At 65.7% G+C, this 20,113-nt stretch carries 29 protein-coding genes and 1 tRNA gene; 16 read left to right on the top strand and 14 right to left on the bottom strand.

All coding sequences use genetic code 11. The annotated features are described in order from the left end of the window. Position 1: 1 nt before the first annotated feature. Entirely contained in the window at positions 2 to 772 is a 771-nt protein-coding gene (locus tag ACUDTM_RS00965) for a hypothetical protein (RefSeq protein WP_445391058.1), read from the bottom strand. Between the two features lie 478 nt (positions 773 to 1,250). Beyond that, a tRNA-Met gene (locus tag ACUDTM_RS00960) sits at positions 1,251 to 1,329 on the bottom strand. Positions 1,330 to 1,483: 154 nt separating this feature from the next. Between ACUDTM_RS00960 and ACUDTM_RS00955 the strand changes: the two genes are divergently transcribed. Beyond that, a complete protein-coding gene (locus tag ACUDTM_RS00955) occupies positions 1,484 to 1,687 on the top strand; it encodes a hypothetical protein (RefSeq protein WP_262093508.1) in 204 nt (67 codons plus the stop codon). Here the strand turns inward: ACUDTM_RS00955 and ACUDTM_RS00950 are convergent. The 4 genes from ACUDTM_RS00950 to ACUDTM_RS00935 are packed head-to-tail and all read right to left on the bottom strand — an operon-like array spanning position 1,684 to position 3,305. Next, on the bottom strand, positions 1,684 to 2,217 hold the full coding sequence (locus tag ACUDTM_RS00950; protein ID WP_343648306.1) for a hypothetical protein: 534 nt from the start codon (positions 2,215 to 2,217) through the stop codon (positions 1,684 to 1,686). The two genes, ACUDTM_RS00955 and ACUDTM_RS00950, sit on opposite strands and share 4 nt — an antisense overlap. Further along, entirely contained in the window at positions 2,207 to 2,419 is a 213-nt protein-coding gene (locus ACUDTM_RS00945; protein ID WP_343648304.1) for a hypothetical protein, read from the bottom strand. Before ACUDTM_RS00945 ends, ACUDTM_RS00950 begins: the two co-directional genes overlap by 11 nt. Then, positions 2,416 to 2,925: a hypothetical protein gene (locus ACUDTM_RS00940; protein WP_343648302.1), complete on the bottom strand. Its 510-nt coding sequence runs from the start codon at positions 2,923 to 2,925 to the stop codon at positions 2,416 to 2,418. The genes ACUDTM_RS00945 and ACUDTM_RS00940 overlap by 4 nt, the downstream gene beginning before the upstream one ends. Then, a complete protein-coding gene (locus ACUDTM_RS00935) occupies positions 2,910 to 3,305 on the bottom strand; it encodes a Ref family recombination enhancement nuclease (protein WP_343648300.1) in 396 nt (131 codons plus the stop codon). Before ACUDTM_RS00935 ends, ACUDTM_RS00940 begins: the two co-directional genes overlap by 16 nt. A 44-nt stretch (positions 3,306 to 3,349) precedes the next feature. On the opposite strand from ACUDTM_RS00935, the gene ACUDTM_RS00930 reads away from it, so the two are divergent. Further along, positions 3,350 to 3,991: a DUF4145 domain-containing protein gene (locus tag ACUDTM_RS00930; RefSeq protein WP_343648298.1), complete on the top strand. Its 642-nt coding sequence runs from the start codon at positions 3,350 to 3,352 to the stop codon at positions 3,989 to 3,991. An 11-nt stretch (positions 3,992 to 4,002) separates the two neighbouring features. Here ACUDTM_RS00930 and ACUDTM_RS00925 read toward each other — a convergent pair whose 3' ends face one another. Next, entirely contained in the window at positions 4,003 to 4,623 is a 621-nt protein-coding gene (locus ACUDTM_RS00925) for a hypothetical protein (RefSeq protein ID WP_343648296.1), read from the bottom strand. Beyond that, positions 4,620 to 5,930: a replicative DNA helicase gene (locus ACUDTM_RS00920; protein WP_445391057.1), complete on the bottom strand. Its 1,311-nt coding sequence runs from the start codon at positions 5,928 to 5,930 to the stop codon at positions 4,620 to 4,622. Before ACUDTM_RS00920 ends, ACUDTM_RS00925 begins: the two co-directional genes overlap by 4 nt. On the opposite strand from ACUDTM_RS00920, the gene ACUDTM_RS00915 reads away from it, so the two are divergent. Both ACUDTM_RS00915 and ACUDTM_RS00910 read left to right on the top strand, forming a co-directional pair. Then, on the top strand, positions 5,889 to 6,248 hold the full coding sequence (locus ACUDTM_RS00915) for a hypothetical protein (RefSeq protein ID WP_445391056.1): 360 nt from the start codon (positions 5,889 to 5,891) through the stop codon (positions 6,246 to 6,248). The genes ACUDTM_RS00920 and ACUDTM_RS00915 overlap by 42 nt on opposite strands. Then, a complete protein-coding gene (locus ACUDTM_RS00910) occupies positions 6,245 to 6,469 on the top strand; it encodes a hypothetical protein (protein WP_445391055.1) in 225 nt (74 codons plus the stop codon). Before ACUDTM_RS00915 ends, ACUDTM_RS00910 begins: the two co-directional genes overlap by 4 nt. Before the next feature lie 55 nt (positions 6,470 to 6,524). Here the strand turns inward: ACUDTM_RS00910 and ACUDTM_RS00905 are convergent, their stop codons facing one another. Continuing rightward, positions 6,525 to 7,217, bottom strand: coding sequence for a hypothetical protein (locus tag ACUDTM_RS00905; protein ID WP_445391054.1), 693 nt, complete (start codon positions 7,215 to 7,217; stop codon positions 6,525 to 6,527). A gap of 58 nt (positions 7,218 to 7,275) precedes the next feature. Between ACUDTM_RS00905 and ACUDTM_RS00900 the strand changes: the two genes are divergently transcribed. The 7 genes from ACUDTM_RS00900 (at position 7,276) to ACUDTM_RS00870 (ending at position 10,120) form a co-directional block, all read left to right on the top strand. Next, the gene (locus ACUDTM_RS00900; protein ID WP_445391053.1) at positions 7,276 to 7,428 is read left to right on the top strand and encodes a hypothetical protein; all 153 of its coding nucleotides are present in this window, start codon (positions 7,276 to 7,278) and stop codon (positions 7,426 to 7,428) included. Beyond that, positions 7,421 to 7,909: a hypothetical protein gene (locus ACUDTM_RS00895; protein ID WP_445391052.1), complete on the top strand. Its 489-nt coding sequence runs from the start codon at positions 7,421 to 7,423 to the stop codon at positions 7,907 to 7,909. The genes ACUDTM_RS00900 and ACUDTM_RS00895 overlap by 8 nt, the downstream gene beginning before the upstream one ends. Continuing rightward, positions 7,906 to 8,154 carry a hypothetical protein gene (locus ACUDTM_RS00890; protein WP_065197411.1) on the top strand — a complete coding sequence of 83 codons (249 nt, stop codon included), beginning with the start codon at positions 7,906 to 7,908 and terminating at the stop codon, positions 8,152 to 8,154. The genes ACUDTM_RS00895 and ACUDTM_RS00890 overlap by 4 nt, the downstream gene beginning before the upstream one ends. After that, complete coding sequence (locus ACUDTM_RS00885) at positions 8,151 to 8,834, top strand: DNA adenine methylase (protein WP_445391051.1); 684 nt, start codon at positions 8,151 to 8,153, stop codon at positions 8,832 to 8,834. Before ACUDTM_RS00890 ends, ACUDTM_RS00885 begins: the two co-directional genes overlap by 4 nt. A 134-nt stretch (positions 8,835 to 8,968) precedes the next feature. Continuing rightward, the gene (locus ACUDTM_RS00880) at positions 8,969 to 9,151 is read left to right on the top strand and encodes a hypothetical protein (RefSeq protein WP_445391050.1); all 183 of its coding nucleotides are present in this window, start codon (positions 8,969 to 8,971) and stop codon (positions 9,149 to 9,151) included. An 11-nt stretch (positions 9,152 to 9,162) separates the two neighbouring features. Next, a complete protein-coding gene (locus ACUDTM_RS00875) occupies positions 9,163 to 9,381 on the top strand; it encodes a helix-turn-helix transcriptional regulator (RefSeq protein ID WP_065183319.1) in 219 nt (72 codons plus the stop codon). 256 nt (positions 9,382 to 9,637) lie between these two features. Further along, on the top strand, positions 9,638 to 10,120 hold the full coding sequence (locus tag ACUDTM_RS00870) for a hypothetical protein (RefSeq protein WP_334271453.1): 483 nt from the start codon (positions 9,638 to 9,640) through the stop codon (positions 10,118 to 10,120). A gap of 14 nt (positions 10,121 to 10,134) precedes the next feature. On the opposite strand, the gene ACUDTM_RS00865 is transcribed toward ACUDTM_RS00870, so the two are convergent. Continuing rightward, entirely contained in the window at positions 10,135 to 10,596 is a 462-nt protein-coding gene (locus tag ACUDTM_RS00865) for a methyltransferase family protein (RefSeq protein WP_334271476.1), read from the bottom strand. Positions 10,597 to 10,742: 146 nt separating this feature from the next. Between ACUDTM_RS00865 and ACUDTM_RS00860 the strand changes: the two genes are divergently transcribed. Continuing rightward, entirely contained in the window at positions 10,743 to 12,764 is a 2,022-nt protein-coding gene (locus ACUDTM_RS00860; RefSeq protein ID WP_445391049.1) for an esterase/lipase family protein, read from the top strand. 17 nt (positions 12,765 to 12,781) lie between these two features. Here ACUDTM_RS00860 and ACUDTM_RS00855 read toward each other — a convergent pair whose 3' ends face one another. Next, positions 12,782 to 14,005 (bottom strand): cytochrome P450, encoded by a 1,224-nt coding sequence (locus ACUDTM_RS00855; protein ID WP_245884935.1) that lies wholly within the window; start codon positions 14,003 to 14,005, stop codon positions 12,782 to 12,784. Positions 14,006 to 14,384: 379 nt separating this feature from the next. Here ACUDTM_RS00855 and hchA point away from each other — a divergent pair, with 379 nt between their 5' ends. From hchA to ACUDTM_RS00840, 3 genes are all read left to right on the top strand, one after another. After that, entirely contained in the window at positions 14,385 to 15,257 is an 873-nt protein-coding gene (gene hchA / locus ACUDTM_RS00850) for a glyoxalase III HchA (RefSeq protein ID WP_445391048.1), read from the top strand. Positions 15,258 to 15,261: 4 nt separating this feature from the next. Beyond that, entirely contained in the window at positions 15,262 to 15,966 is a 705-nt protein-coding gene (locus ACUDTM_RS00845; protein ID WP_445391047.1) for a PA1136 family autoinducer-binding transcriptional regulator, read from the top strand. Between the two features lie 240 nt (positions 15,967 to 16,206). Next, positions 16,207 to 17,064: an endonuclease/exonuclease/phosphatase family protein gene (locus ACUDTM_RS00840; RefSeq protein ID WP_072168313.1), complete on the top strand. Its 858-nt coding sequence runs from the start codon at positions 16,207 to 16,209 to the stop codon at positions 17,062 to 17,064. A gap of 19 nt (positions 17,065 to 17,083) precedes the next feature. Here the strand turns inward: ACUDTM_RS00840 and ACUDTM_RS00835 are convergent, their stop codons facing one another. Next, complete coding sequence (locus ACUDTM_RS00835; protein WP_049414598.1) at positions 17,084 to 17,347, bottom strand: hypothetical protein; 264 nt, start codon at positions 17,345 to 17,347, stop codon at positions 17,084 to 17,086. Between the two features lie 141 nt (positions 17,348 to 17,488). On the opposite strand from ACUDTM_RS00835, the gene ACUDTM_RS00830 reads away from it, so the two are divergent. Continuing rightward, the gene (locus ACUDTM_RS00830; protein ID WP_005416164.1) at positions 17,489 to 17,866 is read left to right on the top strand and encodes a VOC family protein; all 378 of its coding nucleotides are present in this window, start codon (positions 17,489 to 17,491) and stop codon (positions 17,864 to 17,866) included. 43 nt (positions 17,867 to 17,909) lie between these two features. Here ACUDTM_RS00830 and ACUDTM_RS00825 read toward each other — a convergent pair whose 3' ends face one another. Together ACUDTM_RS00825 and ACUDTM_RS00820 are read right to left on the bottom strand one after the other, a co-directional pair. Then, the gene (locus ACUDTM_RS00825; RefSeq protein WP_072168314.1) at positions 17,910 to 19,331 is read right to left on the bottom strand and encodes an efflux transporter outer membrane subunit; all 1,422 of its coding nucleotides are present in this window, start codon (positions 19,329 to 19,331) and stop codon (positions 17,910 to 17,912) included. Then, on the bottom strand, positions 19,325 to 20,062 hold the full coding sequence (locus ACUDTM_RS00820; RefSeq protein ID WP_072168315.1) for an SDR family oxidoreductase: 738 nt from the start codon (positions 20,060 to 20,062) through the stop codon (positions 19,325 to 19,327). The genes ACUDTM_RS00825 and ACUDTM_RS00820 overlap by 7 nt, the downstream gene beginning before the upstream one ends. Positions 20,063 to 20,113: the final 51 nt, after the last annotated feature.

Genomic DNA, 20,113 nt, shown 5'->3' with positions numbered 1-20,113 from the left:
GTCAGGGAACATGTCGCCCCCAGGTGCTGCGGACCTGCAGCGTCAGGACCTTGGTAGCGTCCTTCGGGATCTTCGGGGTGAACGAGGTCTGGAAGTCACTGAAGGTGTTCGACACCACCACGGCCCCCAGGCCGGTGGCAAAGTTGCTGTTGTTCAACTGTGCCGTGAGGACGTGGCTGCGGTAGTACGTGCCGTTCACATAGGGCTCGTTCGTGTAGTCCATCGAGTTCGACGTGCCGCCGGGCATGCTGGTGACCGAACCAAGAACGTTGCTCTCGGTACTGCGCGCGCCGGAAGCGCGGTTCGCCGTGTTGATGGTGATGGCGTCGCCGAGCTGCAGGCCCTGATTGCCGCCGATGTTGGCCGGGCGCAAGACACACGCATAGGTGACGCCACTGATGACGACATTGAAACTCACGTCCGCCTCGTTCACGTAGGCACGCAGCTCGTAGGTGACGTCAAGGACTTCGTCGCTCAGCACCGTGATGGTGCTCGGATTGCCACCACCGTCGAGGATCAGCGCTCGGCTGAACACCGCCGTCGAGGACCAGCCGATGCCAACCTCGGATAGGTTGCCCGCCGCAGCGCCGGCCGCAAACCGGAACGTCTTGCGCTTCCAACCGTAGCGCGGGGATACCACCATGCCGTTGGTGTCCGAGTTGATCGTGGTCGTGCTGGCGACGCGGGATTGCAGCTGAGTGTCCCCTTCCGCTGGGGCGGCGCTGCCAGACCCCACAATGCAGGTGCTGAGGTAGTCGCTATTGCTACCCATGCGGTCCAGGCCGGCGTTAACGACCAAGTTGTCGAACCAGTCGGCAGCCAGTCGGCGCGAGCCCTGGATCTCTTACCCCTGTGCGTCGACCTTGAACGCCTCGATCTTGAAGCGGCCGGCCACGGCATGCGGAATGTTCAGTTCAACGATGTTGTTTCGAGCGTTCATGCGAGGGTTCCCGAGGTAATGGACATGGATGCGTCGACGCCTTCAGGCGCCATGGTGGTAGTAATCAGCACTTGGGCCAACGTTCCGGAGACGATTGCCAGGCCGGAATCGACGCCCTCTGGCACCATCGTGTACCGGCGGCGTGACCTTCAGGGCTGCGGTCCCCACCGCGTCAATGATTTCTCCCCGCATGTCGGTTCCATGGTTGATCCGGTTCGGCATGACGCCCTCCCCGATTGGTCGATAGGTGCCCGTCACCGCAGCCCGGCAGGCTCGGCGAATTGGTCCGGTGAGGGTGGACGGGCGTAGATGGTTGCGGGGGCCGGATTCGAACCGGCGAATCTCCGGGTTATGAGCCCGGCAGCCTGGACCTCTGGCCTACGCCCGCAGGAAGCGCAGTCCCGGAAACGCAAAAGCCCCGACGCAGGGCCGGGGCTTCAGGGACAATTCTTGACAGTTGCAGAATTAGGACACTTCCTTGTGCAACTTGTCAACCAGGCCTCACCCCAATATGGTTTTGACCTCCAATCAAGGAGGAATAGCATGTTCGTAGTTTTCAACGCCACGCACCTGCGGAAAGACCACGTCACGTCCATCAGTTGCCCCTCCGAGGAGGGGTCGTTCAGCGGCAACGTCTTCCGAGTGGTGGTGAAAATGCTCAACGGTGACGACCACACGGTGGATTACCCCGACCGCCAACAAGCGCAGACTGCCGTAGACGCGCTCACGAAGGCCGTCATCGGCTAAGCGGCCCTCGCGCCGCCGATCCAATCGACGGCGCGCTGCAGCTCCCGGCGGTACTGCCAGACCGACAAAGTGCCGCCGTACTTCTCCGCCACCATGCGCGCCTTCACTGCCTGGCTGGCTGACACCGTGTACTCGGTATGCAGCACCAGAGCGCGCAGTGGGTGCTGGCGCATCATCGAGGCCAGCGCCTGCTCGACCCACCGCAGTTCGTCGGGGATACCGACGTCGACGGCGATCTCGGGGTTGTCGTGCGGTTTGTCGGCATCGTTCGTTGACCGCACCGGATCCACAGCCCATGCCGGCAGCATGCCCATGCCCTCCACGCCGCTGCGGTCGGCCATGAACCGCCGGCGGCTGGATCCATCCCGGCCGACCAGGTCGCGCAGGGCCCTTTCCCGGGTGCCTGGCGCCATGTCGCGGGCCTTCTCCAGCACGTGGGTGCTGCGGTCAGCGTAGGTCAGTGCGAAGCGGTTGGCCTGCGCATGACCCCATGCCCGGAGCTGTTGCACCAGGTAGTCATCAGTCGCCATCGCGCATCCCCTTCAGCACGTTCTCGTCGAATCGGAACACCGGCAGCAGGCCGTCGGTGTCGCAGCCGCCCTGCCGGTCCGGCCGGCGCTGGCAGTGCGCGGGGCTGCTGCCCCGCTCGCGCATGGTGCACACCGCGCACCGGCCATGCCGACGCAGGTAGGCGTTGTAGCGTTTCCGCGTGCGGGCCTCGGCCGTCGTCATGCGCCACCCCTGAGCAGGCTGTCGCAGTACAGGCCAATCAGCAGCGCATCGGCGCGACCGTTGTCCTTCTTCCGCTGCAACTGGGTCGCCGCGGCCGGGAATCGCTGGATAGCCAGCACGCGGCCGGCGTCCTTGCCCTTCCCCGACAGGTCGAAGCGGCGCTTCCACACCGACGGCTGCACTAGGACCAGCTGCAGGCCAAGCAGTCTCACAGTCGCCTTCAGCTGCCCGAAGCCCTCGGCCAGGTTGTGCCTGGCCACTGATCCCTCGATGGCCTTGCCCTCGTCGTTGCGCATCGGACGGGCGTGGATGCGTTCCAGAGCTACGGCGATCACCGCACCAGAATGGGCGTCCCGCTGTTGGCGAAGGAATGCGGCAACGGCGCGTGCGTCTACCTCCCCGTCCATCACCGGCATGTCGACCATCGGGCCGGGCTCGCCATCGATCAGCGTCACGATGGCGCCGGTCAGGCCGGGGTCGATGCCAAACGTCAGGCGGCTTGCCATTGGCGGGTCTCCTTCATGTGTTGCTCGATCAAGGTGTTCTGTAGGTCCAGCAGGTAGTCGTCGCTGCCGACCTCTTGGCGGAACTTGCGGGGTTGACGGGCAGAGGACGGGCCGAACAGTTCTTCGCACCGGGCAGCGGACATGCGCCCAAACGGCTCACCGCGGTGGGACCAGGGATTCAGGCCGATGGTGAAGTCGTGTCCTCGCCGCTTGGCGCCGTGCTTGCCGCCGACCGTCAGGTGGTGCACTTCGGCTGGAATCGGTCTGTCGCCCAGGTCGATTCCCAGGCTATGGGCGACGATGCAGCCGATTTCAGCGATGACATCCATCCGTTGCTGCTGGGCCACGGTCGGCTTGCCGGTTGAGCGTCCGCGCTTCATGCTTCCCCCCAAGCAGCCCGATCCCGGGTAACCATGGAGTGGATATGTCTGTAACTCTTGTCCGAGACTGCCCGCATTGCAGCGCGACCAACGTGGCTATGCAGCCAATCGCACTGGTTTCCAAAGGAAATACACGCAGCACGGCGGCGTTCTCCTGCAATAGATGCTCGGAAATCCTTTGCATCGGCTTCTTCCACCCTGCCAACAGTACAAATTGGGTGATGTCTTTCCTGGGCGATTTCGACCGATACATAAAGCAGACGAAATCTTCGATTGTTATCGAGTATCCAAAGAAGGACCGCCTCACTGCTCCGGCGAGCGTTCCTCAAGCGGTTGAACGCTCGTTCGTCCAAGGTCTCGACAATGCTCGCCGCGGAAACACTGATGCAGCGGCCTCCATGTTCCGAAAGGCCATTGATGCAGCCACTCGTGAACTTGATCCATCGCTTGCAGGCAAGATGCTGGCGAAACGGATTGACCTCCTCGCCGACGATGGAAAGCTCACCACTGATCTGAAGGAATGGGCTCACCTCATTCGCCTCGATGGCAATCAAGGTGCCCACGACGACGAAGAGCTCACTGCCGCCGAGGTTGAACAGCTCGAAGAATTCACCAAGCTGTTCCTCATCTACACGTTTACGCTTCCCGCACAGGTTCTCGCGCGCAAAGCTGGTGCGGAGCCTTGAAAACGGCCACATTAGGCGACCCTCCTGTTCTGCCCTGCCATGTCCCAGAATTCGGCGCGCACCTCGTCGAGCATCACGTGGGTGTAGCGGTGGCCGATGTACTCGGTCAGACCGTCGAACAGCTCCTGGAACCGGGCCTGTTCCATCTCGTCGAATGACAGGCTCTCGGCGCGCTTGACCGGGATGGTGCGGATCTCCGGCAGCACGCCTGCCAGCACCCTGCGGGCGCCTGCACCCAGCAGCGCCTCGCAGGAATCCAGCACCGCGGCGATCACTGGGGTGGCGTCCATTTCCACGGTCTCGCAGCAGACGTCAGCGTCCAGCTGCAGGCGCTTCACCGCATCGTGCGCGCCCAGCTGCTCCCAGCCTTCGACGTTGTCGACCATGAGGTGCCCGATCTTGTGGATGAGGCGGTGCTGCCATTCCTCGCGCGGCTGCTTCAGTTCGCCGCGGATCTCCCGGCCCACGCGGAACTTGCGATCGCGGAGCAGGCGCTGGTCGACCTCATGGGCCGGCACCAGGGCGCCCACCAGCGCACCGGTGTTCGGGTCGATCAGCTTGGCCACCACCAGGTAGATCGGCCGGCGCGCGCGCTTGGCGCGGATCTTCTTCGCTGCAGCGGTCTGGGTCACGCGACCTCCCCGAGCTCGTCGGCAGCGCTGCGGTTGACGTAGGACGTCGACCCGCCGTGCCAGGTCACCGGCACAACGCCGATGTTCCCGTGCCGGTTCTTCACCACGTTGATTTCTGCCGCGGTGCGCTCGGCCTGCGGGTTGGACAGGTCCCGCCACAGCATCATGATCTGGTCGGCTTCCTTCTCGATCTCCGAGCTGTCGGCCAGGTGCTTCATTTGCGGACGCTCGCCGTCGGCCTCGCGGTTTACCTGGGCGAGCGCGACCACAGGGATTCGCAGATCGCGCGCGAGGTTCTTCAGGCTGCGGGTAATGCCGCCCACCTGCTGGTGCTTCGGAGCGCGAGACATCGATGCGATCTCGATGCGCTGCAGGTAGTCCACATAAAGCACGCGGATGCCCAGCTGGTGTTTCCACCTGCGGGCCTCGCGCACCACCTCGGTGATGTCCGGCGATGGACGGTCGTGGATGCGCACCGGAAGCGCGCCGTACTGCTCGGCGGCGTGCAGCAGCGAGCCGACGTCGTCGTGGCGGAACTTGCCAGCGCGCAGGCGACCGACGTTGACACCCGACCCAGCGGCCAGCCAGCGCAGGCCCACCTGGTCGGCAGGCTGCTCGCCCGAGATCAGGCCCACCGGCCCGCCCTTGGCGCCAGCGGCAGTGGCGCCAAGCAGGAAGCCCGTCTTACCCATCGCCGGCCGCGCACCTACGATGATCAGGTCGCTGTCGTGGAAACCGCCCAGCGCCTCGTCCAGGTCGAAGATGCCCGTGGAAACGCCGATCAGCTTCCCGCCGTTGCGTTGCGCTTCCATGGCCTGAGCCACGGCGGCATCGAGCGCCGACTGCGAGGTGTGTTCGTAGCTGCGGTCCGCGGTATGCAGGGTCATCAGCCGTTGGATCGCAGCGTCGACCGCGTCTTCCTGCCGAGCCTGCGCGCCTTCCTGCAGCTCTCGCGCGATCGCCAGGGCCTCTCGGTCACGCCAAGCTGCCAGCAAGATCGAGGCCTGATAGGCCGGCTGGCTGCTGGGGTACAGGTCGCGGTCGACGCCGATCAGCATCGCCAGCTCGCTCAGTCGCGGGCTGCCCATGCGGTCGGCCACGTCCGAGATCGTTATGGCGTCCACAGGTTTGCCACCGGCGTCCATGCTGCGGATCAGCTCCCACAGCTGGCCGTGCGCCTCGTTGCCGAAGTGGCCCGGCTGCAGCGGCATGTCGGCGATGCTGGACGGGCGGCACATCGCCGTGTGCAGCACCTGGCGCTCGACATGATGGATCGCCGCGCGGTGGTTGGCTTCGAGGGTCGTCATGCGCTGAGCCTCGGCAGTGCGCCCTTCTGCTGCGCTGGCGCTGTACCCGGCCGGGTCGGCGCCTGGTTCTGCGCGCGGCTCAGCCAGGAATTCACGAACCGCATGGCACCGCTGCGGGTTTTCCGGTTCTTCGGGTTGGAGATCGTCCAGGCCTTGATCGCCCGCAAGGTCTGCATCACGTCGATGGCCGGATACAGCTCGGCGAACTCACGGACCTGGGCCTCGGTGATTTCGAAGGTCGAACTGAACCACCTCACCCAAAGCTGGCAGCGCCGCACCCGTTGGCCGCTGCTGGCAAATCAGGAGACCCATCCGTGACCAGCATCCACGTACAGCCGACCTTCGAGCTGGCCACGCAGGCTGAGAAGGACCGCCAGCGGGCCGAGATCGCCGACGACGTGGCGCAGTTCCTGCGCTCTGGCGGCAAGGTCCAGATCCTCGGCAACAGCCCCATCGACCGATCCACCCTCAGCCGCCGCAACCTGGCTGAGGGTGGCAGTCACAGCTGCGCGAAGACGCGGGAGACGCCACATGCTTGACCATGCCCTGGGCACCGAGGGCGTACCTCAATGCGATCGCCGAGACGCGAGAACCTCAAGACTTCTTGAGCAAGCCTTCTTCGTCAGGATAGTCGTGCTCACCGGCACCGGCGAACTCTCCGAATCGTCTTGCAAGCGTCAGACTCTCGGCCAACGTAGCCGCCAATTGGTCCCTCAACGCGGCGAAATCTTCGTTGTCCCCGTTGTAACTCATGATGATCATGTGCCCCTGAAAGTTGGAGCGGTAGAAGCGAGAGTCGACCCGCTGCGACGCGTCGACGAGCCCCCTGCACATACCGACAACCTGAGCAACCCGGTCGCCGAGCGAATCGGGAAGGTTATGCAAGCGGTCCAGAGACTCTTCCGTGGATGGCAAAAAGGTCCGGCCAAGCTCACCCAAGATCCATTCTGTGGTGGCCCGGTTATGGGGATCTGCGGGTCCGGAGGGAATAACTTTATCCAGACTACGGAGCACGGCACCCAGCTTAGTTGGCAGCACCAGGACCTCTGCCGCCAGCAAACTGCCCAGAATTCTGGCAGTGCCTTCGCGCAGAGCAACAGCCTCATTGTGTTGTTGGGCTGCGATGTCTTTCGCGTCTTTGGCAGTTTTTGCGGCACCGCGAGATGTGCTGTTGGCGATGGACGCGACCCAAATCGTACCGGCCGCGGCGAATACACCGACCACCACAGCCGCCCAATCAGCGATATTTCCCCAGTCCGCTTCGAGCGGACAGAACTCAATTGCCATAGATCCTCCCTGTTGAGGCGGATTCTGCCACGGCAAGAGCGCCTTGGGGGTCGTCTCCATGGCTGACCAGGTGCTCACCGCTGCAATGGTCCACGTGCTCGCCCTGGCCGGGTTCCTGGTCGGCATCGCCACCCTGTGGGCGATCAGCCGCGCATGCCGCGCCGCGCGCAATGGGCTGCGCTGGTGCTGGCGGAGGTGCGCTCATGGCTGAGGCAATCGACCACCGCGAGGTCGGCCGGCAGCTGGCCAGCATGTCCGGGGTCGAGCTCGACTCGATCGCTCCCCAGGATGCTCGTCTGTGGGAGGCCCGTGGCCAAGCGCTTCAGGCCCTCGCTGCCGGCGACATGGACGCCGCGCTACGCACCATGGGCATGGTGTCCTCGCGGATGATGGACCGAGACGAAGCATGGGAGATCGCATCGAACGCGGTAGCCGTTCGGATCGCCGCCGGCTGGACGCGCGACATGCTGGACAGCAGCACCGAGGCCGGCCGCGCGCCGTGTGGTCGCGGCTACTACCTGTTCTGCTCCGGGGCTATCGCGGTTTGCTACTTCCCGATGGTCTGCATCACCGACATGAACGGTCGCGGCTACCACTTCCATATCGCCCAGGACCTGCTCAACGAGCGAGATCCCAGCTCTTACGCAATCCGTCGTCCGGCCGTCCCGCAGCAGTTGGAGATGTTCCGATGATCGCCGCTGGCTTCCCGCTCGCCCGCCACAGGTTGCTGATCTTCATGCGGCAGCACCTGGCACTCGCCCGGCGCGTGCGTCTGCATGGCCCAGGCAATGGCGGCCTGATGGATCCGCCGTTCTGGCACTGCATGGACCTGGCCGCCGCGAATCGCGCGCGCCTGCTGCATCTGATCGCCGTTGAACGATCAGCAGTGCCCGCCCCATCTCCGGCGCTGCCGGCCCAACTGGACCTGTTCGCATGATTACCCGCCCCGCGCTCCGGTACCACGGTGGCAAGTGGCGGCTGGCCGATTGGATCATCGGACACCTGCCCCAGCACCACTGCTACGTCGAGCCGTTCGGCGGGGCAATGTCGGTGCTGCTGCGGAAGCGGCCATCCGCGATCGAGGTCTACAACGACCTCGACCAGCACGTGGTCGACTTCTTCCGGGTGCTGCGAGATCCAGTCAAGGCAGAGCAGCTGCGCCAGGCGCTGAGTCTGACACCCTACTCCCGCGCCGAGTTCGTGCAGGCCTGGGAGGACCACCCTGATCCGGTCGAAGCCGCACGCCGCATGGTGATTCGTACCGCGCAGGCGATCGGCGCCAAGAAGCGGCTGGCCCGGAACGGCTGGCGTGCTGGCCCCACCCACCACACACCGACCAGCATGTGGCGCGGGTGGCCAAAACACATTCCCGCATATGTCGATCGCCTGCAGGACGTGCTGATCGACCAGCAGCCAGCGGCCGACGTCATCGCGCAGTTCGATTCGCCGGAAACGCTGTTCTACGTCGACCCACCCTATGTGCTGAAGACCCGCTCCGGCGACCACCGGAAGGTCTACGCGCATGAGCTGGAAGACGCCGAGCACGTCGCGCTGCTGGACCAGCTGCTGCAGCTCCGCGGCATGGTGCTGCTCAGTGGGTACCGGCATCCGCTGTAAGACGAGGCACTGGTGGGCTGGCGCCGGGTCGACGTGCACGCGCGCGCCCAGTCCAACCAGCCCCGCATCGAATCCCTGTGGATCTCGCCTGCAGCCGCAGCAGCGCTGCCGCATCCCGCATTGGAGCTTGAACCATGCCCGACCAGCTTTTCCCCCGCGAACCGCGCCGCATGAAGCAGCCGGCCAAGGACGTGCTGCGCGAGCAGCTGGTGGTCGCGGCTGATGAAGTGATCCGCCTGCGCGCAGAGGTCATGCGCCTGCGCGATGCAGCAACCCAGGCTACCGAGCAGCTGCGCGCTGCGCTGGCCACGAACTGAAGGAGGACAACATGGCTACCGAGCCGCTCGTTTTCATCAAGATGCCAGAGGTCAAGCGCCGCACGGGCCTGGGCAAGACCACGATCTATGACCGAATCAGCGCCGGCACCTTCCCGGCGCCTGTGCCGCTGGGCGGCAACGCGGTAGGCTGGATCGAGGCTGAGGTGGACGCCTGGCAGGCCGCCCGGGTTGCCGAGCGGGATGGAATTGAACCCGCCAAGGCTGCATAGAGTGGGGGTATTGCTGGGGGTATCAGTTTCTGACACCAGCACCAACCGCCTTCACCATCAACAACACGTTCACATTGCGGTAGGGCCCACCTCCACCATCTGTAAGGCCTGTCGAGGCCGCAAGAAGCCGGATCTCCCGTCAACTGGGGTTCCGGCTTTTTTGTGCCTGCACGTCGCGCAGGAGGTGTGGCGCATAATCGGGATGACACCTCCAACACAGCAGTCCCTCCATCCGCGACCGCCAGAAGGATCTGCCATGAAAGCCCCCCTCGCGATGTCCCTGCTCCTCACCGCGCTCGCCGCAGCCCCAGCCACGCACGCCGCAGCCCCGGCCATCGCGCCGCCCGGCATCGCCACGCTGGAGGCGCTGCTGGCCTGCAAGGCAGGCTCGGATTTCAGTGCGGCCGACGCCATCGATGCGCTGCAGGCGGCCGGCCTGGCCAAGAAGCCGGGCGGCACGTTCGAGCCGGAGGACAAGCCGGTCGCGCTGTTTGGTGGCACGGTCACCAGTGCCGATGTGAACGTGGCCGAAGGCGAGAGGAGCCTCTTCGTGTACTTGAACGGTGTCGATGCCAAGCGCCTGGCCAAGGCCTGGTCGGTGACCGAAGTCAACGAGCACGCCAATACCGAAGAACCGTCGTACGCGAAGCGCATCGACAAGCGCCATACCCTGCACGTGATCGCGGGCGACGATTACGAGGGCTATTCGGCCGCACTGAAATGCCAGATCAGCCGCTGATGGCGTAGCCAACGCTACAGCCAGCGTGGCACGCGATGACGGTACTGCGCGTACGCCTCGGGAAAGCGGACCATCAGTGCCCGCTCCTCCGGCAGGATCTGCAGCCAAGTGATGTACGCCAGGAACAGCGGCACCACCAGCAGCGCGATCAGGTTCTGCAGGTACACCATGGCTCCCAGCAGAACCAGCGCCTGGCCGAGATACATCGGGTTTCGGGTGCGGCGATAGATTCCGCTGGTAACCAGCGCGCTCGACGCCGAAGGTCGCAGAGGATTGACGGTGGTACCGGCGCGTCGGAAAGAGATCTTGGGCAGCAAGTTGAGCACGACACCCAGCGTCACCGTCACCCCTGCCAGCAGAACCGGCACCGGCACCCGAAGGTGCAAACCCGGCCACAGCCAGCGTGCTGCAAAGCCCATAGCGGCGAACAGCAGCATTACCACGGGCGGGGGAATACGGGTTTCCAGCCAGACCATCGCGATCACCGTGTCCTTTCCATTGGCCGCAGTGTCACACGGGAATGGCTGAATCACCCAAGGCGGCCAGGCCCAAACCGACCGTCCGGTCTATTCCGCTTTGACAGGCCCACCGCTAGAGTGGCGCCACCGCGCAGGAGCATCGCATGGCTACCACGGGCTTGGGCTTCATCGGCCGCACGACACTCATCATCACCGTGCTGCTCACCCTGGGCGGCTGCGCGACGCTTCGCCAGTTCGGGCCGTCGGTGCAGGTTGCCTCAGTCACGCCCGGCCAGTACATCGCGCTCAAGCGCGGTGACATCCTGACCTCCGGCAAGCTCAGCGCGGCGACCATCGAGACCCTGCGCGTGGCCGGGCTCGACGAGGGCGTCTGTGCCAAGCCCGGCCTGCCCTGCATCGAGGCGATGGAAGGCAGCATCGTGGTGCGCGAGGAAGACAAGCGCTCCAGCCTGGCCGAGCTGTGGCTGCAGTATGCGATGACCCTGCCGGCGCCAAAGCGCGAGTACTCGGCATCCGGCCGCGCCAAGACGGCAATCACCGAGCTGGATGCCGACTTCCAGCCACGCCTCGATGCGTGGATGCAGGTCGCGCGCCAGGCCTATGCCTATCTGTTCTTCACCGAGCGCACGGCGAACCAGCGCGGCTTCGAAGACCGCCAGACCCAGGTGCGCGATTACTACAACCTGGCGGTGCAGGAAGCCTCGGTCCAGCTTTACAACGCCTATGCCACCGGGCGCGTGCACGGCCAGGCCAGCCATTTCCAGCTGGGCCGCTGGACCTTCGTGCTGGCCCCTTCAGACGAAGCATCGGCGCTGGACCAGCGTACCCCCAGCGAGCTGGTACCCGCCGCCTCGCTGTCGTTCACCGGTACGCTGCGCAGCGTGCATCGCCGCGATGGCTTCGGTGCCGAGCTGGTGGCGGTGATGGAGGACCCGGCCGGCAGCACGGCCACCACGCTTCGGGCAGCGGCGCAGGCAACGCAGGCCAGCACTTCGGCCACGCAGAGCTGGAGCGAGATGCCCTCGCCATCGATGACGGTGCTGCTGCGCTTCTCGGGGACAAACCTGTGGGAGGTGCTGCACGATGACGAGCCGGAGCTGGAGATCCACGATCCCTACCAGGTTTCGGAAGTGACCCTGCACGGCCAGCAGGTGCCACTGGCGGCCAACTTCACTGCCGGCTATGCGCTGTGGCTGGCCCGCTCCAACTTCAGCCGACAGTCGCTGCGCACGCTGTTCGGCGGCAAGGGCGGCATCGACACGCCGCATCTGTACATGATGCAGCCCTATGACCCGAACCGCCGCGTGCTGCTGATGATCCATGGCCTGGCCAGCAGTCCGGAAGCCTGGGTCAACGTGGCCAACGAACTGCTGCGCGACGACGAGATCCGCCGGGACTTCCAGGTCTGGCAGTTCTATTACCCGACCAACATGCCCATCGCGATGAGCCACGATGCGATGCGCCACACGCTGGCTGAAGTGTTCAAGCACTTCGACCCCAGCGGCAAGGCGCAGGCCTCGCATGACATGGTGCTGGTGGGGCACAGCATGGGCGGGGTCATCGCACGGTTGATGATCTCCTCCTCCGGCGACCACCTGGTCGACACCCTGCTGGCCACCGCGCAGATGACGCCCGCCCAGCGCGAACTGCTGCGCACCAAAGGCGCACCGGTGCTGACCTTCCTGCCGGAACCGGAAGTGTCCCGCGTGGTGTTCATCGCCACGCCGCATCGCGGCACCGACGTGGCGGGCACCCGCCTCGGCCGATGGATCGGCCGGCTGGTGCGGTTGCCACTGACCGTGCTGGAAGACGTCGCCACCATTGCCAACGACGGCCAGATCGACCGCAATGACGGCAAGCACGGCTACCAGATGAACAGCATCCAGAACCTGGACAAGGACGACCCGTTCGTCCGCGCCGTGGCTGACCTGCCGATGTCACCGAAGGTGCACTACCACTCGATCATCGCCCGCGCCAAGGCCGATGGCCCACTTGAGAAGACCGATGACGGGCTGGTGCCCTACTGGAGTTCACACCTGCCGCACGCGGATTCGGAGAAGGTGATCGTGTCCGGACACAGCGTGCAGGAAGCTACGCCGGCCATCGTCGAGCTGCGGCGGATCCTGCATGAGGACATGCAGGCACACGGGCGAACGGGAAAGTAAGCCGCCGTCCCGACAGATCAGGCACCGGCCGTACGACGCGAGAACGTGCCATGCAGCGCCGCCGGAATCGCAAAGCCCTCCATGCGCACCTCGGGCCGATAGTCGGCGCTGGGGGTGAAGCGGAACTCGCGTGCCAGCAGCGCGCACAGCAGTACCAGCTGTGCATTGCCGACCGCCGACCCCACGCAGGAACGCGTTGGGAAGCCGTAAGGCACATAGATGCCGGCGGTACGCTTGCGCCGTTCGGGCAACCAGCGATCAGGATCGAACTGCAGCGGGTCATCCCAGTACTTCGCCGAGCGGTGCTGGATGAACGAACTCAACTCGAACACTGTGCCTTCGGCGATGGCCTCCCCTTCCACCTGCAGATCGCAGGCGGCCACCCGGCGGTTGTTGAAGGGCGTGGAGTACAGCCGCATCACTTCCTTCAGGAAGCGCATCGTGCAGGGAATCCTGGCGATCGGCAGCGCATGGATCTCCGCATCCGAGAGCGGCGCGAATTCCTCCTCGATGCGCTGGCGCCAGTGTGGATGCATCTGCATCGCCAACAGCAGGCAGGCGGCCATCATGCCGGGCACGCCGGAAATGGCGATCAGCTGCACGGTGACCAGGTAGGTGACCTTGTCCAGGCCGATGCGCTCTCGCAGGCTCAGCAATGACTGCGCGTAGTCCAGCGCCGAACGTCCGCTGCGGACCCGGCGCTTGAGTTCGGCGGCGATCGCCCGTGATTCGGCACGGCCGATGAGGAAGTTGCGCAGCAGGTGGCGCCGATGGATGACCTGCTCGACCTGGGTGGTGTAGCGCAGATGCAGGGCGCGTTCGATGGCTGCGGTGCCGCGTGCGTCGAGCCCATCGATCACCAGTGGCACCAGCGGATGCGCCATCACCTTCCACACGGCTGGCGTGGCATCCAGCTCGCGCCCGCACAGTGCGTCCAATGCCTGCCGCATGCGCGACTGCAACGCCTCCAGAGTCTGTGCACTGGTGAGTTCAGCACTGCGCGTGGCAATCAGGCTGCGCACTTCGGTCCAGCGCACGCGTTCGTGCCGGCGGAACAGGTCGGCCAGCGACTCGACCACGAACAGGTGCTCGGAATTCTCCTTATCGACCTTGCCGGCCAGTTCCGGGCAGAACACCCCGATTCCACCGGTTTCCAGCTTCAGCACAGGCCCTTCGCGCTCCACGCGCGCAGCCAGGCGCTCGGCAGCAATGGCGCTGCCTTCATTCGACATCCCTTGCATGCAGTGCGTCTCCGGCAGGAAGGGACTCGAAAGACGAGTCCCTTCGTCTTGCTACCGCTCAATCGCGGGTTTGGCCCGCAGGATCAGAATTCGACCCACAGAGGCCAGGTATTCCACACGCTGCTCTTTTCGTTCGGATGAATATTCAGAGTGACGCGCAATGCTCGGGCGAATCTTTTCATTTTCATTCCTTTGCTTGCTGTGTGGTTATGCCGGGATTATCCCGGCACCGGCTAGATAACACGACATAATCCCGCTGTCCAACCGGCCGGGTGGCGCACTGCAGCATCCTGGTTGCGGCCGATTGAGGGGAATCCCTCATCGCGCCTGCGCGTCCGGCCTCCTATGCTGGGCTCACTTTCCCCCAACGGAGGTCTGCATGAACACGCAAGAGCCCAGCCGCCAGCCCAGCCCCGATCCGGCCGAGCGCGATGCCTTCTTCCCGTCGCCGTATTCGCTCTCGCAGTTCACCTCGCCCAAGAGCGACCTGTCCGGCGCCGACTATCCGGATGCGCGCCGCGATGGTCGCTGGAAGGTGCTGATGATCGCCGCCGACGAGCGCTATCTGCCGACCGCCAATGGCCACCTGTTCTCCACCGGCAACCATCCGGTGGAAACCCTGCTGCCGATGTACCACCTGGACAAGGCCGGCTTCGACATCGACGTGGCGACGCTGTCCGGCAACCCGGTCAAGTTCGAATGGTGGGCCTTCCCACACAAGGACAGCGAGATCGGCGCCCTGTACGAACGCTACCAGGCACGCTTCCGCCAGCCGTTGCAGCTGGACCAGGTGGTGGCCGGCCTGGGCACCGATTCGGACTACGCCGCTGTCTTCATTCCCGGTGGGCACGGCGCGTTGATCGGCCTCCCGGAAAGCCGCGCTGTGAAGGCCACCTTGCAGTGGGCCATGGCCGAGCAGCGCCACATCATCACCCTCTGCCATGGCCCGGCGGCGCTGCTGGCAGCGGGCGTCGACGAAGCCGAGGGTGACTCGTTGTTCCGCGGCTACCGCATCTCCGCCTTCCCCGACGCAATGGACCGGCAGACACCGGAGATCGGCTACATGCCCGGGCAGCTGCGTTGGTTCTTCGGCGAACGACTGGCCCAGCAGGGCGTGCAGATCGTCAATGAGGGCATCGATGGCAGCGTGCTGCAGGATCGCCTGCTGCTGACCGGCGACAGCCCGCTGGCCGGCAATGCGTTGGGCAAGCTGGCCGCGCGTACGCTGCTCGATGCACTGGCGGGGCGCTGAGCCCATGCCTGCGCTGGTGCCCGCGCTGCTGGAACTGGAACAGGCTCGGTCATTGCCTGCGGTGGGCGGCGTGCTGCGCGCCGCCGCCTCACCCTTGGGCTACGACCGCCTGTTGGTGTTTGCCACCGGAACCGGGCTGGAGCGCGGCGCACAGCGCGTGTACTGGATCGAAGGTGACTGGTTCGGTGACGGCAGCGATACCGCACTCGCCCGCTACCTGCATGCCTGCCCGGTCAACCGTCATGTGCTGGACAGCACTGCGCCGTTCTTCTGGAGCAAGCGCCAGGGCGTGCGCGGCGAACGCTATCAGGTGGTGAAGCAGCCGCGCGGCGATGGCCTGCATGGGCTGCAGGTTCCGGTGTTCGGCCCGACCGGTCTGGAGGGTGCGGTCAGTTTCGCCGGCACCTCGATTGATGCATCCGCCAGCGCGCGTGTGCTGCTGGACATGGTCGGCACCTCCGCCTTCCGTGCGGCGCGGCGTCTGGCCGAAACGCCGGCCGACATCCGCGCGGGCGCGCTGAGCGCACGCGAACGCGAGGTGCTGCGCTGGGTCGCCGCTGGACGGCGCCAGGCAGAGATAGCGGCCACGCTGGGGCTGTCTGCGCGCACCGTTGAGAACCACCTGCGGCGAGCACGGCAACGACTTGGCGTGGCCACCACCGCTCAGGCAGTGCGCGCGGCAGGCCGCCGTGGCGAGATTGAAGACTGATCAGGATGGAGACACTTCCTGCTGCCTGATCAGCGTGCTGCATATGCGCTGGGCATCTGCGCGATTGCAGAAGGCAGGCGACGGGATGAGCTACGACCCGTGATCGCCGGTGCGCGGTCCACCGGGTGGGACGTTCATCGCCCGCCCGGCATCCGCGAGCCACCCATCCCTGCATAACGCTGTCCGCGCATTCGTGGCATGCTCTGTGAAACCGTTTTCATGGAATGGAGGGATTCCACGATGTTGTCGCGTTTCCGTCGCCCCGTACTCTGTGCCCTGCTGGCGCTTGCCCTGCCTGCGACCAGCGCCTGGGCCGCAGCCCCTGCGCCGTTGAAGGTGATGTCGTTCAATGTGCGCACCCCGGCCGATACCGAGCCCGGCAAGCGCTGGCCCGATCGTCGCGATGCGATGGTGAAGGTCATCCTCGATGCGCACCCGGCGGTGATCGGTACCCAGGAGCTGGTGCAGGAGCAGGCCGATTACCTTGCCCAGCACCTGCCCGGCTACCGCTGGTTCGGCGAGGGCCGCCGCGGCGGCAGCGGCGACGAGCACATGGGCGTGTTCTACGACAGCAAGGTGCTGGCGATCGAGGAATCAGGCAACTTCTGGCTGTCTGATACGCCCGATGTGCCCGGCAGCATCACCTGGGGCAACCTGTATCCACGCATGGTCACCTGGGCGCTGTTCCGCCGCATCGATGACGGCCGCCGCTTCTATTTCATGGATACCCACCTGCCCTACCGCGACGAGGACGAACCACGACGGGTGAAAGGTGCCGAGCTGATCGGCAGGCGCGTGGCCGGCCTGCCGGCCGACCTGCCGGTGGTGCTGACCGGTGACTTCAACAGCGAACCCGGCGGCGACACCTACAAGGCATTCACCCGCGTATTGCACGACACCCGTACCCAGGTGAAGACACCGCAGGGCCCGCGACTGACCTTCCACGATTTCACTGGCAAGGCCACCGCGCAGCTGGACTGGGTGCTGGTGCGCGGTTTCCACGCGCGCAGCTTCCTGACCGATGACCGCCGCATCGATGGCGTGCTGCCATCGGATCATTTCCCGCTGGTGGTCGAACTGGACTGGCCACAGCACTGACCCCGCACGGCAGCCGCAGCTACAGCGGCGGCTGCCGCGACAGCAGGCGATACAGGGCCTGATGCTGATCGCGCGCCTGGCAGATGCGGGCCCCTATCGCCAGGAACACCGCCACGCCGATCAGGCCCAGTCCCAGCATCGAATCCTGCAGGCGCAGGAAACCGACCGCTGCGGCCATCGTCGCCAGCACCAGCAGTACCACGACTGCCACTGACAGCCCCGCACCCGGTGGACCCGGATCGCCGAACAACATCCGTTGGGTATCCCGCCTTCCGTCCGCCATCGCCTTCCTCCCGAGTGCCTGACCCACTAGTTACACGGCGGGCCCGAAATCCGGCAGAGTCAGAAACGTCACGAAGGTGAAGACGTACGCGGAATGCACCGCGCTACCCTGCCGCGTACCCCTCGAAGTGCGGAGCAGCACATGGCACACCAGAGCCGGCTGGCTGGATTCATCATCGACTGCCAGGACCTTCCCGCCGACGAAGGCGCCCGTTTCTGGGCCGCCGCGCTCGGCCTGCAGGCACAGGCGGCGCGTGCCGAAGGGGGCGCCGAGTATGCCGACCTGCTGGGCGCACCGGCGGGCCTGGACGTTGAGGTCCAGCGGGTCGATCACCCGTCACGGGTGCATCTGGACATCGAGAGCGACGACATCGATGCCGAAGCCGACCGCCTGGAGAAGCTCGGCGCGCGACGGATAGGCTTCGTCAAGCGCTGGTGGGTGATGGAAGCACCGACCGGCCATCGCTTCTGCATCGTGCGCATGCGCGAGCGCGAGGTGCCGGCCAATCAGTGGCCCTGAAAGAGCAAAGGGACGGAAGCCACGGCCTCCGTCCCCCCTGGAGTCATTGCACCTGCGCCACGCTCGGTTGCTGCGGTGATTGCCCCCAGCCGCCCAGCGCCTTGTACACGCCCACCACGCTGACGTTGACCTCGGACTCGGCCGCCGCCAACGCATCATCGGCTGCCAGCTGCGTGCGCTGCGCATCCAGCAGGGTCAGGAAGTCCTCGGAGCCCTCGCGATAGCGGATCTGAGCCAGCGATTCGGCACGCCGTGCCGCCTGCGCCTGCTCGACCACGATCGCCAACCGTGCCTGCTGCTTGGAATAGCGGGTCAGCGCGTTCTCGGTGTCTTCCAGGGCCAGCAGTACCGCCTGCTCATACTGCGCGGCCACGCCTTCGGCTTCAGCCTTGCTGGCGCGCAGGCGTGCACGCACGGTGCCGAAGTCGAATGCCGCCCAGCTCAGCGACGGGGTCAGCGACCAGGCCTTGTTGCTGCCATTGACCAGGCCGCTGGCATCGCCGCCGAGGAACCCGACGAAGCCGGACAGCGACAACCGCGGGAACAGGTCCGCCGTGGCCACGCCCACGCGTGCGGTCGCAGCCGCCAGGCGACGCTCGGCCACGCGCACGTCGGCACGCTGGCGCAGCAGTTCGCGGGTATCGCCCAGCGGCAGTGCCTTGGCGAAGGCCGGTACGTCGTGCGGCGCGAGCATGTCAGTCAGCACTTCCGGGCGCTGGCCGAGCAGCACGGCCAGCCGGTTGCGCGACTGCGCCTCGGCCACTTCCAGCAACGGGATGTCAGCCTCGATCGCCTTCAGGCGGGCACGGCTGCTCTGCACATCCAGCTCGCTGCCTGCGCCCAGCTCCCAGCGCGCCTCAGTCAGCTTCTGCGTATCGCGCAGGTTTTCCAGCGTGTGCTGGGCCACCGCGATGCGCTTCTGCGTACCACGCAGCTCGAAGTAATTGCGTGCCACTTCAGCGGCGACCAGGACCTGCGCATCGGCCAGGTTGGCCTGCTCGGCACCGAGGTCGGCGCGCGCGGCTTCAGCAGCACGGCGCTTGCGGCCGAACAGATCCAGCTCCCAGCCGGCGTCGAAGCCGAGCTGGTAGCTTTCACTGAACACCCGCTGCCCACCCAGCTGCGGATCGGGTTGCTTGCGGCGGTCGTAGCTGCCGCCAGCGGTGACGTGCGGAGCCTGGTCGAGGCGGCTTTCCACGAACACCGCGCGGGCCTGGCTGACGCGGGCCACGGCCACGCGAAGGTCCAGGTTGTCCGACAGTGCGCCGTGCACCAGCTGTTCCAGCACCGGATCATCGAACTGCGCCCACCAGCTGGCGACCGGCGAAGCGGTACTGAACACCGGCTGCTGTGCACCCTGCAGGACCACCGGTTCCTGCACCGGGGCCTTGTAGTTCGGGCCGACGCTGACACAGCCCGCCAGCACCAGGCTGGAGACGGCCATCGCCAACGTGCGGATCACCATGGCAGCACCTCGCCCAGGTAGGTGAAGCTGCCGTTCGGGCCTTCATGGCCGATCAGCGCCATCTGCACGCTGGAGCGCGCGCCTTCGGCGATTTCGATTTCGCCGTGGCCGCCGTTCATGTCGGTCTTCACGTAGCCCGGGTGCACGGTGTTGACCTTGATCGGCGTGTTGCGCAGTTCGTGCGCCAGTGCCAGGGTCCAGCTGTTCACAGCGGCCTTGGAGGCGTTGTAGGCCGGAACCTTCATGTCGTAGATGCCCGACGCCGGATCGGCATGCAGGGTCTGCGAACCGAGGATGCTCGAGACATTGACGATGCGGCCTGCCTTGGCCTGCTGCAGCAGCGGCAGGAAGGCCTGGGTCACCGCGACCAGTGCGTAGACGTTGGTCTCGAAGGTGCGGCGCCAGGTGTCCAACGACTGCTCCGACGGCCGCTGCGCCGGATTTTCCAGCAACACGCCCGCATTGTTGACCAGGATGTCGAGGCGGCCGTGGCGCTCGCGCACCTGCTGCACCGCCTCGGCGATGCTGGCGCTGTCGGTGACGTCCAGCTGCAGTGCTTCCACCGGCAGGCCCTCGGCCTGCAGCTTCAGCGCCTGCTCCACGGCGGCCTCACGCTTGCGCCCGGCCAGCAGCGTATGCACGCCGTTGCTGGCCAGCTGGCGTACGGTTTCGGCGCCGATGCCACGGGTGGCGCCGGTAACCAGTGCGATCTTGTTCTGATGGGAGTTCATGGAGTCATGCCTTGATGAGGGGGAAAACCGACACCGACCGGGCGGCCAGTG

Source organism: Stenotrophomonas maltophilia group sp. vghtpe118 (genome assembly GCF_052605195.1).
The sequence above is the reverse complement of the archived record's forward strand: the minus strand, read 5'-3'. Positions and strand labels throughout refer to the sequence as shown.